A 15,334-nucleotide genomic window follows, 5' to 3' on the forward strand; every position below is an offset into this window, starting at 1 on the left:
TCCATCTCCCTCCACCATATAGAAAAAAACCGACTCATTGAGTCGGTTTTTTTTCGTCTGAATATTAATCATGGCCCATTGTGCATTCCATTAACCATCGCGCACATCAACCACCGCACACATTAGCGGCTTCATTCGTTACCAGAACAGCAACACTTCCACCCAATAACAATTTTTTATTTGTCGTGTTGATTACCGCAGTATTTTTCGGTATTCAATGACATCAATATCCACATGGTTAATATGAGCGTAGGCGCTTATTTTTTTGGTCGGGTGAAAACCATTTCGTTCCAAGACTTTTCTTGAGCCTATATTCAAGGTGGCCGCGTGCGCTCTCACCTCAATGATTGAGCTATTTTCAACCAACAACGTCAACAACTTTTTTAATGCGGTAAACGCAATGCCTTGCTTAATATAGCGGTACCCGATCCGATAGCCGATTTCTGCAACCGTCGGCGTGCACTCTTTCACGTTGACATTTATTCGCCCGCAAATCTCACCATCCGCTGTTTTTATTAACATCGGGTACATCAGGCCAGCTCGATGATAAAGCAAGAACTCCTGAACCTGCTCACGGACCCCTTTGATTGAATAGAACGCCTCATCACGAGGAGGAACATGTTGTTCAAACCAGGTTTGATTTTCAGTTTCAAACGCTAGTAATGAGGCGCAATCATCAATATGAATTAACGCAATCTGCACGCTTTCCATAAAGGACCTCCAAATAACGTTCTGATCAATATAGATAATTGTGGATTTAGTCGACGCAAATAATCAAGAAAATGTCGGTAAAGCCTAGAAGACTTCGTTCACGTGGAAGTAGAAGGTTCCACCATGTTCACCATAGCCAATATCCGCGCGCACATTCACTGTGTCTTTGATTTTTAGCCGAAAGCCCGTGCCTGCGCTGGCTAGTGTGTTGTCCCACAGTCCAGAGACATCATCGGATACGGTACCCGCCGCTCCCCAAAAGACAACACCGACTCGCCAATAAACGGGCAAGCGATATTCAACCTGCCCCATCATCATTTGGTTATCTCGATAACGCCCTAAAATATAACCGCGCATCGCATCTGCGCCCCCTAAATCTGGAAGTTGATTCCAAGGCACTTCTCCAGAAGTTAGGTTTGCCTGCACCTGCCATGCAAGTAAACCAGGCATTGGGGCGAGCGCATAATATTGTGAGGCTTTTAATGAGTACTTACCAAAGCTTTCTGAGTTCGTTGCGTCTTGGTAGTAACCGATATCTGCTTGCAGTAACGTCCCTCTCGACGCGTTGGTCACATTATCACGGGTGTCGTACACGTTGGAGATAAAAACGCCGTAGCTCGTGTTGTCGGTGAGCTCCGCAGCCAAATAATCGTTGGCCTGATTCTCAAACTCTTTTTCATGTGGGCTTACCGATTTGATATTACCGCCTAGACCAAGGAAATAATCCCCTTTTACACGAGTTAACCACGTGGGCTTGATATCAACGACACGCTCTTTAAAATCAACCTTATTGTCGTCTTGCTGACCATTCTCATAACCTTGACCATAATAAACAGCCGCATCATCAAACACTTTTATATCGGTAAATACACGGTTGTTGCCCGAATTATAAAAATGTTTATTGCTAAGAGTGATGCCCAATGAGCCATTACTTGATGCGTATGGATTAATCACCATCGAAGAAGGTTGTCCAGCGCCTTCATCAAGCTCACCGTATAACCCGACGTACAGCATTCCCAATCCCAAGCCTTGTTCCGGCGTATAGAAAACCGCAGGGATATAGCTCGAATTTACGCCTTTGTCAGCCTCGTAGTCTTGCTCAGCACCAAACACACTCAGTACGTCATCCAGCGCATCGATTGTGGCGTTTGACGCCGTTTCAAATAGGGGTACCACAGGTTCTTTCGCATGTATTGAGGTAGCCGAGAGAAGTGAAACGGAGAGCATAAGTGAAAGACTAAAAGATGTAAGTCGCATTGAGTATTCATATACCGAAAAAATGAGTGGCCGGATTATAGAATAAAACTTATATGGGGTTGTGACATTATTGAATTAAATTGTAAAAAAACCGCAGCTCAAAGGCTGCGGTTTTTGATAGGGCATGACAAGGTTAGTCTTGAATACCAACCATTAGCCTTGAATGCCAACAATTAACCATGGTGCATTCGGCTGAGTCAGATCGCGTTCTAAGTGCCAGATATCTTCGATATCTTCTTCTACGCCATCAGCTGTATCGCGGTAACGACCTGAGAATTGTAGGCTCAACTGTGCCTTACTCGCATCATGATCAGCACGAACCACTTCAACATCGACATACATCACATCGGTGTGTTGCTCACCTTCCAATTTTGCACGCTCAGAGATCAAGTCTTGCAGCAAACTAGCAGAGACGTACTCTTCAATCGTATGTAGCTCATTGTGATTCCATGCGCCTTGAAGGATGCGATAATGCTCGCGGGCACCATTCAAAAATGCGACGGAATCAAACCCTGGTGGGTAGTTGTGTGGAACATCACTATGACCCGCTGCGCCAAAACCACCGCCGGTTGCTGCGCCTTGAGGCTGCTCAAAGCTCTGGAAATTCTGTTGTTGCTGTTGTTGCTGTGGCTTTTCAAACGGGTTGCGTGTGTTGTTTCCACCAAATGCAGGCTGCTGCCCCTGCTGGTTCATACTACCCTGCTTTGCGCCAAGCACACCTCTCATGAGTCTAAAGATGACGAAGGCAATTAAGCCCATAATTAAGATATCCATAAACTGGATACCTTCAAAAGCACCACCAAAGAATGCTGCGAGTAGTCCACCGGCAAGTAAACCGCCCATCAGACCACCCATCAAGCCTTTTTTGCTGCCAGCTTTGTTTTGATCTTGTCTTACCGTGTTGGTATTTTGCTGTTGTTGTCTTGGCGCAGGCGCCGTCTTAAAGCTTTTACCAAACGATTTACCGCCACCGAATTTTTTAGCTTCCGCGACAGGATTCACCGTTACCGCAAGTACGAGTAACGCGATGAAAGAGAATAAACGTTTCATTCTGTGCCTTTTTTTATTGTTACGTAAAATCGTAGACTCTACGGTAGGGAATACGATGGTTAGTGAATCATATACTGAGCTTAGCACTAAAGGAAAGCTTCATATGAACTGACTTGTTTCAGGATATTGCTCGTTTGTTGCAATCATTGTCAGCATTCTTCGCCTTATTACCTTATATCGTCGTATCTTAGGTCTCATCAGTTGACGCTGATACTGTGCCACTCTAAAATAGTGAACTGTGTTCAATTGACCTACCACAATCATGGCCCGTAGAAACGATCATACAAGAGAAGAGCTTATCCAGCTAACGCTTAGCACGGTTAAGGACTACCTCAGCGAAAATTCACATCACACGCTTAGTTTGCGTAAAATCGCAACACTAATTGGCTATGTGCCAAGTACATTGGTCAATGTGTTTGGTAGCTACAATGTATTGCTACTTCGCGCTGTTGCAGAAACTCTGGACGATTTATCCCTAGAAGCAAAACAGGTCGTAGAAGGCGCTCAAGGGCCAGAAGATGCCCTTTACGCACTCGCCGCTTGTTACCATGATTTTGCCAAACGCTCACCTTATCGCTGGCAGCTAATCTTTGAACATAATATGAATGGCGCTAGGCTCCCTCAGTGGCAATCACAGCGAATCGATGGCATGACTGGCATGCTTGAAGGCCTACTATCCGTCCACCGACCGGATAAATCACACTCTGAAGTACTGCAAGCCAGCCGAGTTTTATGGGCAGGGGTGCACGGCATTACTTTATTGAGTGTCGATGACAAATTTTTCTCTGCAGAGCCTATCGATGGCAATGAGTTGATTCGAGACCTCATCTCGAAATACCTACAAAGCTGGTAACACCACAAGGAACGGCAATGCCACATTCGAAATCAAGCTCTCTGTTAACACAAAGACGCTTTCTACCTTATTTTATTACTCAATTTTTTGGTGCATTTAACGACAACATTTTTAAGAATGTTCTGTTGCTGTTTGTCGCATTCGCTGGGCCTCAAGTCTTACCTATATCGAGCAATCTATTTATTAATTTGGCGGCCGGCCTATTCATTCTGCCTTTTTTCTTATTCTCAGCCTCCGCTGGCGTATTAGCGGATAAATACGAAAAATCCGCATTTATTCAAAAAGTTAAGCTGCTAGAAATTGCCATTATGTGTTTAGGCGCTATTGGCTTCGTTACTGAGAGCTACGGGATCTTGCTGTTCTTGCTATTTTTAATGGGCACTCAGTCCTCTCTTTTTGGTCCCGTCAAATACGCGTTGCTGCCACAGCAATTAAAACCAGAAGAGCTATTGTCTGGTAATGCACTGGTTGAGACCGGTACATTTATTGCCATTTTGGTGGGTACCATTGGCGCGGGCCTCATTGCCTCAGCAGAACATTCTCATTATATTGCGGCGGTGAGCGTTATTGTATTTGCCATCGCTGGTTATCTATCGAGTCGACAAATCCCGAAAGCCCCAGCCAGCGCACCTAATATTAAATTTCGCTGGCAGCCTATCAAACACACCAAAGAAACGCTTAAAATCGCGCATCAAGATCGTGTGGTGTTTCAATGCATCGTCGCGATTAGTTGGTTCTGGTTCTTAGGGGCGACGTATTTAACGCAGTTTCCTAACTTCACTAAAATCCATTTAATGGGCAATGAAGCCGCCGTTTCTTTCTTACTCGCGCTCTTTTCTGTTGGTATTGCGTTGGGCTCCATGCTCTGTGATCGATTATCAAAAAATCGAATCGATATTGGTATCGTGCCGGTTGGTAGTTTAGGTATTACTATTTTTGGTGTGTTAATGGCGCTTTCTGTGCCAAGCAATCTACCGCAATTTGAGAGTTTTGGTGCCTTTATCTCGTACTCAGCGCTATGGCCAGTGTTTGGCTTTTTATTGCTACTCGGCATTTCCGGTGGCTTATTTATTGTGCCGCTTTATGCCTTAATGCAGCAACAAGCGAAAGAAACCGAACGTGCCCGCGTGATTGCTGCACTCAATATTTATAACTCACTCTTCATGGTAGGCAGTGCTGTTCTTGGCATTGTGACATTAACCGTGCTAGACCTGACGATCGTCCAGTTATTTGTCGTGCTCGCACTATTAAACTTCATGATGACGGTCCACCTATTTCGACAAGCACCCATCCTCGTCGTCTGCTTCTTGGTACGAATGCTCACTGCCGTGATGTATCGCGTCTCATTAAAAAACCTTCACCATATTCCCAAAGAAGGAGGCGCTTTAGTTGTGTGTAATCACGTCAGCTATATGGATGCCGTCGTCGTCACCGCGGCCTGCCCTCGCCCGATGCGCTTTGTTATGGAAGAAGAGTACGCGAATTTCAAACCTGCGCGTGGTTTTTTCAAGGGGTTGAAAGTCATTCCAATTTCAGCGACTAAGCAAGGCTCAATCCGCAGAGCTTTTGGTGAAATAGAGCAAGCATTACAACAAGGTGAAGTGGTTTGTATCTTCCCTGAGGGTCGTCTCACCTCCGATGGTGAGATGAACGAATTCATGCGCGGCGTTAACCTTATTCTGAAGCGTTCATCAGCCCCGGTTATTCCTATGGCACTGAAGGGCCTTTGGGGCAGTTACTTCAGTCGCCATAAAGGACGAGCTTGCAAAGGCGTACCTAGTCGCTTTAGAGCACAGCTAGAAGTGGAAGCTGGTGAGCCAGTGGAACCTAAGATGGCTAGCAGTCAGGTAATGTTTGACAAGGTTTGCAACTTGAGAGGCGAATATCGCTAAGTGATTTTTGTTCAATTTTATTGAACGTAAGTTCATTAATTTTAGATTTTTCCTGTCAAAATTTAAGGATATGATGGCGAATGCCTTTTTTGCCATCATATTAATTTACGGTTACCCATGCTGACCCTGCTTCGTACTTCGCCACTATTTTTTATTGCACTTCTTGCTTGTCTCACGCCTTGGATATCATCACCTATTGCGTTGATATTGGGTTTTTTGTTGACCACATTCAGCTTAGTCCCTCAGTCATTGCCACTGGCCAAATTCACTAAAAAACTCCTCGCCTATTCTATCGTCGGGCTAGGGTTTGGTATTCATTTAGACCAAGCGATCGCCGCCACCAGCAACGGGATTGGGATCATCATTGCCACTATATTTGGCACATTGATTATCGGTTGGTTTCTTGCAAAACGAATGGGAGTCGACAAGCAAACTGGCTATTTGATTGCCTCTGGCACCGCGATTTGCGGTGGCAGCGCCATTGCGGCGGTAGCGCCAGCTATCAATGCCGATGATGAAAAAATCGGTATCGCGTTAGCCACCGTTTTTGTTCTCAATTCTGTCGCATTGTTTGTGTTTCCCGTCATCGGCCACGCGCTGCAACTTGATCAGCATACCTTTGGTACATGGGCCGCTATTGCCATACATGATACATCGTCCGTTGTCGGTGCGGCTTCAGCCTACGGTGAGGAAGCGCTCACAACAGCCACCACACTAAAGCTGGCTCGAGCATTATGGATTGTGCCAGTTGCGTTAATCAGTGCCGTTATCTTTAGCAACAAACAAAACAAAATCACGATCCCCTATTTTATCGTTTTCTACTGTGCAGCGATCGTAGTGAGTGATTACTTACCGCAGTTTGAGTTTGTCTATCACAGTATTTTTTCCATCTCGAAGCAGCTACTCGTTGTTTGTTTGTTTTTGATTGGTTGTAGCATCTCAGTCGACAAGCTCAAGAAGGCAGGCAGTCGCCCTATGGTGTTTGGCGTCACGCTGTGGTTGTTGATATCAACCATTTCTCTGGGTTGGCTGATGAGTGGAATAGTCTAACGATTTGTAATACAACCCAGCTCACAAATTAACATTTCAACGATGGTTCGCACGGATATTCGTGGCAAATATGTCTAAGCAATCACTTTAGATCATACAATAGGATTGTATGATCTAAAGTGACAATATAATGATAATTTGACCAATACGTGAGGACGAATGTAATGAAAAAGGTATTTCTAGGCTTAGCCATCGCAAGTTTGCTGGCTGGCTGTGCATCAACAGATGACAACACCCCTGCGGCTTCTGAAACAACGATGGCAGCACCTGTCGCCACTACCGTTGTCATGACTTCCGGTGCGAACGATCTCATTTCTGATCCTCAGCTTACTCAGTTCAGAAGTAACAGTGGTAAAAGCGATTTTTGGCGAAAAGACGCTGACAAAAAAAATGGGAAAGGCGACGTAGGCAGTTCAAAAGATACGGCGTTTGATGACGAAGGTTCTGCACGAATTCGATTTGTCAGCGCCTCTGACGATTTTTCTTCTCAGCCGGGCTTGAGTCAAGAGGTCAGTGGACTTAAAGCGAATACGGACTATATTTTATCATTCTATTACAATGATAAAAAAGGCGCAGATTCAGTAAGCGAGTTAATCGCTGGCGCCAAAGGGGCTGATGGCAAAATCCTTGGTGAAAAAACGATCCACGTTAATGACCTAGGTGATAGCCCTAAAGGCGCAGTTAAAAAATCGTTCCGTCAGGCGTCTGTTGAATTCAATACTGGTAGTCAAACTACTGCCGTAATTTATACGAAAATGGCCATTACTGATCCATCTAAGATCGATATGAACGGTGACATTGGTAAGCAAACTGAAGTTCGCGTCGATGAATACTCACTGACAGAAAAATAATCATTTCATTGAAACAACAAAGCCCTTTGATTATCTTAATTAGAGGGCTTTTTCATATCTGTCCGCGCACCGCACTCAACGACTAATAATCAGCGAACCCCATGTTGGTTTGCGAATAAACAAGGTCCAGTATCCATCGTGAATAATCGATTAACTTGAACGCTATTTGAACCACTTATCGACAGCGAACGATAGGTGTATGATGCCTATCAGAGCTCGCAGATGTGCGGTTCTATATTCGAGGAGTGAATAATGGCGCAGTCAATCGGTCCCTTCCATGCAGCTTTCCACGCAAACACATTCCGAAAGCAGCTTCACAAGTACCCTGAACTTTCTTGCCACGAAGTCCAAACTGCCGATGCTATCGCCCAGCAACTTACGCTATTCGGCTTAAATCCTGTCGTAGGTGTAGAGGGATACGGGGTGCTTTGTGTAATTACTGGAAGTGAGCCCGGAGAAACCACGCTTTTACGAGCAGATTTTGATGCTATTCCGGTCAACGAGAAAAACCCGGTTGACCACGCATCAATCTATCCCGGCGTCATGCATGCTTGTGGGCATGATGGGCATACCACGTCATTGATCATGGTTGCTCACCAGTTAAGCCAATCGCCACCAAAACGCGGAACGGTTATCCTGGTATTTCAACCAGCGGAAGAAATAGGCACAGGCGCCGCCTCGATGTTAAACCACCCAGCGCTAAAGGGGCTGAATGTTGACAACGCCTTTGCATATCACAATTTACCGGGTCAACCTTTGCATGAAATCGTGGTCAAAAAAGGGACTTTTTCATGTGCCTCAATCGGACTTAGCATTGATCTGGAAGGAAAAACATCCCATGCCGCCTACCCTGAAAACGGGGTAAGTCCGCTCAATGCCATGATAGAAATCTTACAGTACCTGCAAACCCTACCAGATAGCTATCCAGAAGAATTCAGCCTTGTCACCATCGTCAACGCCGAACTTGGAGAGCGAGCGTTTGGTGTCGCTGCTGGATCGGCAAAGATAATGGCAACATTACGCAGTGACTGTAACGCCACTTTTCTCGACATACAGAAACGAGTACAACGTACGTTGCAGCGCATCGAGCAGAACACTAAACTCGACATTAACTACTCTTGGCACGAGCCGTTTAACGCCGCGGTTAATTCAAGCCATCATGTAGATTTGATCAGGCAACATGCCACTAAGCTTAACCTGGCGGTCACGGAACTTGAGACACCAATGCGTTGGTCAGAGGATTTTGCTGAGTTTCTATTGCGTTACCAAGGTGCGCTGTTTGGCATTGGAAGTGGCGTATCTCACCCAGAATTACACAATCCCGATTATGATTTTCCGGATGAGATCTTAGAAACCGCTTGTTCGTTATACGTATCGATAATCAGGCAGATCCACGGTCAGGATTGACCTTGTTTGTATCGAGAGGTGAGCGCTAGCTCCAACCCTGTTCACGCGAATATAATCCGAGGCTAACCACTCATGCTCTGTCAGAGTTGCCATGGTTAAGCCTCATACGACAGCACTACAAAAGACTAAAATGCAGGCTCAATCGTGCCTTTAAATGTCTCTTGCATGAAATCTCTAATGGCTTGTGACTGATATATCTCAACAAATTGTTTATACGCTGCATTGTCTTTGTCTTGCTCACGTGCAGCAATCACCATAACGGCTAACGGCGCTTGTTTAGATTCTAAGTAAATACCTTGTTTCTTTGGGTCTAAGCCTGCCGACATCACATAGTTCATCGTAATGGCTGACGCATCAACGTCATCTAATGTACGAGGCAGCTGTGCAGCATCAACCTCAATAAACTTAAACTTCTTTGGGTTACTCACAATATCATTCAACCCAGCCTGAAAACCAACGCCTTCTTTGAGGGTAATCAGTCCACTATCTGCAAACAGTAATAGCCCGCGACCACCGTTTGTTGGATCGTTAGGGATAGCAATCCTTGCACCATCAGGTAGCGCTTCAAGTGACTTATATTTATTCGAATAGACCCCCATGCGCATTAAAATAGAGTCGCCAATTGAAACTAGGTGTGCATCGTGACTGGTATTATAATTCGTTAAAAATGGTTGATGCTGGTAACTATTGATATCAATACTGCCATCTTCTAATGCCGCATTAGGTGTGATGTAATCGGAGAATTCGACCACTTTCACGTTTAAGCCTTGTTTTGCCGCTTCTCGTGCTACGGCTTCCACGACTTGAGCGTGGGGCCCGACTGTCGCTCCCACCTTAATTTCGGAATCATCTGATTGCCCACAAGCCGTTAACCCCGTAAGAATTGACACTATGAACGCCCATAGACCAATCTTCTTGAATCCTTTCATTGTACTCTCCATAATAAATAACAGCCGTATAGCCGTCTAAATGTCTTTATACTACTATGAGATACCTTGATGCAACCAAATTTTTATTCATAGAATGAATTAGTTAGCATTTTCCATCCAACAACATCGATCATTGACTCAAAGCTAAGATCTGACATTAAACCCATAGACCGGAGCTGGAGCATACATAAGAAAGCGAGGAAACAAGAAACAGAGTCATCAGCAGTCAGCTGAATAACTCATGTGCTTAAATAAACCAGATTATTCTCAAACTCATCGGTGTTAAGACCATCGAGCGATAAATAGAACGTGGTATACACGCCGCAGAAGGGAGGTCGAAACGACCTGTCAGCATCAATTAAATAGGTATTTACGAAGCAATAACGTGTCTGATAACACTAGTTCTGGGTCGACGACTTGGAAAAGATTCGCGAGCGCCGTTTAACACTGACACAAAGGACAACGGTGAGGATAAAAGCCGTTAACTCGGCCACCGCTCGAGGAAGCCCATCCGTTGTCAATGCCAATGCAATTTGCAGCGCAATTGCTATCCCAAGAATTATGTTCATTCCATTTACTCACGTTATTGTCCTAGAGACATTATGGTGAGCATTGAGCGAAGAGAAAATTCCGTTTTGGACTATGAAATAACCACATAATTGGATTGCGTGCTAGAAAGCCACGATTTAACTTGTGCTCGTGATACCTTAATACCCGAAGACAACAGAGATTCTGGCATATCATAGTAAGCAACAGGGTGCTTAAATTTTGCAAGTGATGTCGTAGTAAGGTCTATATCTAATTGATCGTTTTTTAATTTCACTTGATCAATCACTCGTTGCACAACCGCCACCGGACGTGCGCCATAGTCATCACTACGCACTGGGACGACAATTGATTGCACAACCTCAGGGCGCGCGTTTAACACGGCTTCTATTTCTTCGCAGTGAATATTTTCGCCACCCGATATAAATAAATTATCTGCTCTTCCAATGACTTGGAGCTCTTGAGCTGCGCTCCACCGACCAAGATCCTTCGTATCAAACCAGCCATCGACCAAGGCTAAAGGCAGAATATTCCCTTGATGGTAGTAACCCGATGACAGTACCGAGCCTTTAACCCATATATGCCCATCAATTAGCTTTACCTCACGGTGGGGTAACGGAATCCCGGATGATGCATCTTCATTCGCCTGCTTTGCCGTCACCGTTGACGCCGTCTCGGTCATCCCGTAGCCCATCCACATATCAATACCCAATTCACGGGCACTTTGAATCAAATCATTAGAAATATGGCTTCCGCCCAACAACACACGTTTGAGTTGATTCGGCAGTCGTTGATCGATAATCCGTTTTAATTGAGTGACCACCAATGAGGCGTGGCTTACATCTGAAATATCTTCACTAAACTGGCCGCCTCCAACCTTAAGTTGAGCTCCCGTCGACAACCAACGCCACACGATGGCTAACCCAGAAACATGAAACATCGGCAGGCTCAGCAACCAGCGATCACTGGGTGAAAAAGCAAAGCGCTCGAGAAGACCCGTCGCTGAGGCAAGGTGTTGCTCGGTGGTGTGCACCACCGCTTTCGGTTTGCCGGTTGAACCTGAGGTAAAGATGATTGAAGCGATTTGATGGGGGGATAGTTCGTGAATCGCATTGTTGTGAATAGCATAATCGTGAATAGTATTGCCGTGCATAACATTGCCGTGAATAGCATCGTCATTAACAGCTTGCTCGTGCTCACTATGCTCACAACCCCCCTCGATTGGTTGCGTGTTGATAAACGTTACGTCACGGTCAAAACTGGACGCAGACCATTCAAGTGCCGTATCGCTGCACCACCATAGGTAAGCACGTTCGGATTTAGAATAAAGCGTCGTCAATTTAGCGTTCATGCCCGTTACTGGCTGCCTGGCCACTAACACAGGCAAACACCCTTGGGCAAGGCAAGCAAGATAAGCAAACAACAATGCTGGTTCAGCGCGTCCGATAAGACAAACCACGGTGTTTTTTTCTACGCCAGCCTTCACAAGTGCTAACTGGTATTGGGAAACGACCCGCTGGACTTGTTGCCAACTGTACTCACCATCAGGGGTCAATAACGCGGTTTCATTCGGTGTTTGTCGCACCCAAGCGTTCAGACCCGTTGTATTGTTCATTGTCGACTCTTTCATTTTCGCTTGCCGCTCTTCCTTATCACTCGCACTGCCACTATCGACCAAATTCGCCCAAATGTAAGCACTATCGCCTAAGCATTAGCATTAGCATTAGCATTATGATTATGACCTAAACATAAACACTATGACTGCCAATACAGTGACTGCTCACTGAGCATCGATACCGGCAGTTCACAACCAGGCCATGCTGTCTCCAGCTGGGCAGCGAATAACTGCATTGTATCCAACCCTGGGGTTTCATTGGGTAGCTGCCACTGAGAAAAACGAGCAAGCTGATTTAGGCCAACGCTGCTTTCTAGGCTTGAACTGATGACCACTTGTATGTCTTGATTGTGCGCCTCTTCAATAATCCGGATGCATTTATCCAAACTGCCAACAAGCGTCGGTTTGATCACTATTGCTTTCGCACTTTTCAACGATGGCACGGTAAAGTCCGCCTGCCGCGCGGCGTCTTGCAAGGTTTCATCCCACGCAATAGCAATACCCGTTTCAGCCGCGAATGAAACACTACTATCGGCATCGCGACACGGCTCTTCAATAAAGGCAATGCGAGCGCGCAATGCTGGGGCGATATAAGAAGCAAACTTTTTCGCTTTATCCAAGCTCCACGCTCTGTTGGCATCCAGCCTCAGCGTTAAGTCTGGAATCGACTCTAAAAACAAGCTGACAATCATGCCATCGCGAATCGCCTCGTACATCCCCACCTTAATTTTTGCCACTTTACGCCCAGACATAGTATTAAGCACGGGCAACAATTCATCAGGATCCCCCGAACACAGAGGCGCAGCTTGATGGTTTCCTTTTTCAGGTAATCGCGCCGATAACTCCATCAATGCGGCGGACATACCAAATGCAACCGAGGGAAAGCAGTCTTCGAGGTCCAAGGCTTGGTTATTGACCCAAGCCTCTAAGCATGCCTGGGCTTGACCACCCGCCTGTTCAATCGACTCTTCGCTAAAGCCCGGCAGCGGCGATATTTCGCCTAATGCACGCTTGTCATGCTCCTTCAGCTCAACAATCCAACCTTCACGAGTCGTCAGTTTGTTGTCTCGCAAGATCACCCCACTGTCCATTGGTAGGCTGTAGCGAATAAGTTTTGCTTGTTTCATGGTAGGCATCCCATGTTAGTTTGAAAGAAGGCGTTGAGGTTCGAGTAACAGCGACATCGAGAGCTCGCATCACGGCTCCCTCAGGCTCTATGGATATAGGGTCTGAGGGAGGTTCGTCACGTTACATTCTCTGATTAACTAAGAAAGCCTTAGCGAGGCAGTCAATCCAACGTGAAAACAGATCAAGCTCTATGATTGCTTAAGGGTTACGTGGAAATTTATTGAAGTCAGGACGGCGTTTCTCGTTAAAGGCATTGCGTCCTTCTTGACCTTCTTCCGTCATATAGAACATCATCGTCGCGTTTCCAGCAAGCTCTTGCAGGCCAGCTTGGCCATCACAATCCGCGTTCAATGCCGCTTTCAAACAACGCAGCGCCATTGGGCTATGTTGCAACACTTCACGAGACCAGCGGATGGATTCTTTTTCAAGATCAGCAACAGGTACTACGGTGTTCACCAGTCCCATTTCTACCGCTTCTTGCGCATCATAGAAACGGCATAAGAACCAAATCTCACGCGCTTTTTTCTGGCCTACGATACGAGCCATGTAAGAAGCACCCCATCCGCCATCGAACGAGCCTACTTTAGGTCCCGTCTGGCCAAACTGGGCATTGTCTGCTGCAATGGTCAAGTCACACATCATATGAAGCACATGGCCTCCGCCCACAGCCCAACCCGCAACCGCGGCAATAACAGGCTTAGGACAGGTGCGTATTTGACGTTGGAAATCGAGCACGTTTAGATGATGTGTACCGGTGTCATCTTGATAACCGCCGTAGTCGCCACGAATCGATTGGTCGCCACCAGAACAAAATGCTTTCTCTCCGAGCCCGGTCAAGATGATCACGCCGACATTTTCGTCGTAACGAGCATCCGCTAATGCACGAATCATTTCTTGCACTGTACGAGGGGTAAATGCGTTATGTACTTGCGGTCGCGCAATGGTGATCTTAGCGATACCATCTTCCGATTTATGATAATGAATGTCTTCAAAATCACAGGTAACGTCTGCCCAGTTTACGGGTGCATAGAGTTCTTCTTCGGTTAATCCAACTGTTTTTGCCATGGTATGTTCCAATGTTAGCCACCGTTTAATACGGTGTATTTAGATACTCGAGCAGAGCCGCGGCAAACGCCTTGGGGTGCTCTTTGTGAACGTTATGCCCTGCTTGCTCAATGATACGATGTTCAATATCGCTCGACTGAGCCAGCGCGGTAAATTTTTTATCCTGCTCGCCACTGATGAACAGAGGTTGGCGGCCTGATGAGAAGTGAAGCTGTTGCACGCTATCTAATAAGTAGGGCTGGCGTCCTAATGATGTCGCGTCCATCATTTCACTGAGCTTTCCACCTAGGTTAACACTTCGCTTTGCAATCAAAAGTTGTCTTTGCTCATGATTTAATGAAGAAAAGACAGGTTGCTGATACCAGTCGACTAAAACGTCTACGATATTTTCATTTTTAAATCGTGCAGCCCAGACCTGATCGGCTTGTAAGCGTATTTTTCGCTGGCTCAGATCGGCGATACCGAAGTTCCCCCCCTCAATCACCAGGCCTATTATCGGGTTATTTGTTAGCACACCGTTAGTTATCGCACTGTTAGTTATCACACTGTCGGTTACCGAACTATTGGCTATCTGATGAGCAATGAGGGCTCGATTGTCTGCCCCAGTTTTTCTGTGCTGGTATTCAGTCAAAAAATACATCAATAGTCGAGCACCAAGTGAATAGCCAACCAGACAAATCGGATGTGTGTCACTGAACCGTTGCGCCACCAGCGTCTCTTGAATCGCGGTATCAATCGCAGCGCAAGCCTCGTCAAAACCAGCACACGGTACGTGAACACTCTTACCATGTCCGGGCAGATCCAGCAGTAGCCGCGGGTAGTCGGTAAACTCCACCACCACAGACGACCAGTCGTCAGTTGAGCCAAGAAAACCATGCACGAAGACCAACAGTGGGCGCTCACATTGTGGATTATTTACCGCCAAGAACTCGCCATTTAATTGAGTATTATTCAGGGAGGCATCTTTTGATGTCATCACG

The 15,334-nt window shown here is 46.0% G+C and carries 14 protein-coding genes; 6 read left to right on the forward strand and 8 right to left on the reverse strand.

The features are described from left to right. Positions 1–192 precede the first annotated feature (192 nt). From AB4405_RS05755 to AB4405_RS05765, 3 genes are all read right to left on the reverse strand, one after another. The gene (locus AB4405_RS05755; protein ID WP_372060003.1) at positions 193–711 is read right to left on the reverse strand and encodes a GNAT family N-acetyltransferase; all 519 of its coding nucleotides are present in this window, start codon (positions 709–711) and stop codon (positions 193–195) included. 84 nt (positions 712–795) lie between these two features. Further along, positions 796–1,968, reverse strand: coding sequence for a hypothetical protein (locus AB4405_RS05760; protein WP_372060004.1), 1,173 nt, complete (start codon positions 1,966–1,968; stop codon positions 796–798). 153 nt (positions 1,969–2,121) lie between these two features. Then, positions 2,122–3,018, reverse strand: coding sequence for a Tim44 domain-containing protein (locus AB4405_RS05765; RefSeq protein ID WP_102470975.1), 897 nt, complete (start codon positions 3,016–3,018; stop codon positions 2,122–2,124). A 262-nt stretch (positions 3,019–3,280) separates the two neighbouring features. Between AB4405_RS05765 and AB4405_RS05770 the strand changes: the two genes are divergently transcribed. The 5 genes from AB4405_RS05770 to AB4405_RS05790 all read left to right on the forward strand — a co-directional run bounded on the left by AB4405_RS05770 (position 3,281) and on the right by AB4405_RS05790 (position 9,071). Further along, a complete protein-coding gene (locus AB4405_RS05770) occupies positions 3,281–3,871 on the forward strand; it encodes a TetR/AcrR family transcriptional regulator (RefSeq protein ID WP_102470976.1) in 591 nt (196 codons plus the stop codon). Between the two features lie 17 nt (positions 3,872–3,888). After that, positions 3,889–5,763, forward strand: a complete 1,875-nt coding sequence (locus AB4405_RS05775; protein WP_372060005.1) for an MFS transporter — start codon at positions 3,889–3,891, stop codon at positions 5,761–5,763. Positions 5,764–5,880: 117 nt separating this feature from the next. Continuing rightward, positions 5,881–6,813 (forward strand): YeiH family protein, encoded by a 933-nt coding sequence (locus tag AB4405_RS05780; protein ID WP_372060006.1) that lies wholly within the window; start codon positions 5,881–5,883, stop codon positions 6,811–6,813. Positions 6,814–6,977: 164 nt separating this feature from the next. Next, positions 6,978–7,664 (forward strand): hypothetical protein, encoded by a 687-nt coding sequence (locus AB4405_RS05785; protein WP_372060007.1) that lies wholly within the window; start codon positions 6,978–6,980, stop codon positions 7,662–7,664. Positions 7,665–7,916: 252 nt separating this feature from the next. Beyond that, complete coding sequence (locus AB4405_RS05790; RefSeq protein WP_372060008.1) at positions 7,917–9,071, forward strand: amidohydrolase; 1,155 nt, start codon at positions 7,917–7,919, stop codon at positions 9,069–9,071. Between the two features lie 125 nt (positions 9,072–9,196). Here the strand turns inward: AB4405_RS05790 and AB4405_RS05795 are convergent, their stop codons facing one another. Further along, positions 9,197–10,000 carry a MetQ/NlpA family ABC transporter substrate-binding protein gene (locus AB4405_RS05795; RefSeq protein WP_372060009.1) on the reverse strand — a complete coding sequence of 268 codons (804 nt, stop codon included), beginning with the start codon at positions 9,998–10,000 and terminating at the stop codon, positions 9,197–9,199. Positions 10,001–10,417: 417 nt separating this feature from the next. On the opposite strand from AB4405_RS05795, the gene AB4405_RS05800 reads away from it, so the two are divergent. Next, positions 10,418–10,609: a hypothetical protein gene (locus tag AB4405_RS05800; RefSeq protein ID WP_372060010.1), complete on the forward strand. Its 192-nt coding sequence runs from the start codon at positions 10,418–10,420 to the stop codon at positions 10,607–10,609. A gap of 31 nt (positions 10,610–10,640) precedes the next feature. Here the strand turns inward: AB4405_RS05800 and menE are convergent, their stop codons facing one another. The 4 genes from menE to AB4405_RS05820 form a co-directional block, all read right to left on the reverse strand. Further along, entirely contained in the window at positions 10,641–12,161 is a 1,521-nt protein-coding gene (gene menE / locus AB4405_RS05805; RefSeq protein ID WP_372060011.1) for an o-succinylbenzoate--CoA ligase, read from the reverse strand. 140 nt (positions 12,162–12,301) lie between these two features. Continuing rightward, entirely contained in the window at positions 12,302–13,288 is a 987-nt protein-coding gene (gene menC / locus AB4405_RS05810; protein WP_372060012.1) for an o-succinylbenzoate synthase, read from the reverse strand. 199 nt (positions 13,289–13,487) lie between these two features. After that, positions 13,488–14,354 carry a 1,4-dihydroxy-2-naphthoyl-CoA synthase gene (gene menB, locus AB4405_RS05815; protein WP_372060014.1) on the reverse strand — a complete coding sequence of 289 codons (867 nt, stop codon included), beginning with the start codon at positions 14,352–14,354 and terminating at the stop codon, positions 13,488–13,490. 25 nt (positions 14,355–14,379) lie between these two features. Continuing rightward, positions 14,380–15,330, reverse strand: coding sequence for an alpha/beta fold hydrolase (locus AB4405_RS05820; protein ID WP_372060047.1), 951 nt, complete (start codon positions 15,328–15,330; stop codon positions 14,380–14,382). Positions 15,331–15,334: the final 4 nt, after the last annotated feature.

Origin of the sequence: Vibrio sp. 10N.261.51.F12 (assembly GCF_041471725.1) — a bacterium.
Taxonomy (GTDB): domain Bacteria; phylum Pseudomonadota; class Gammaproteobacteria; order Enterobacterales; family Vibrionaceae; genus Vibrio.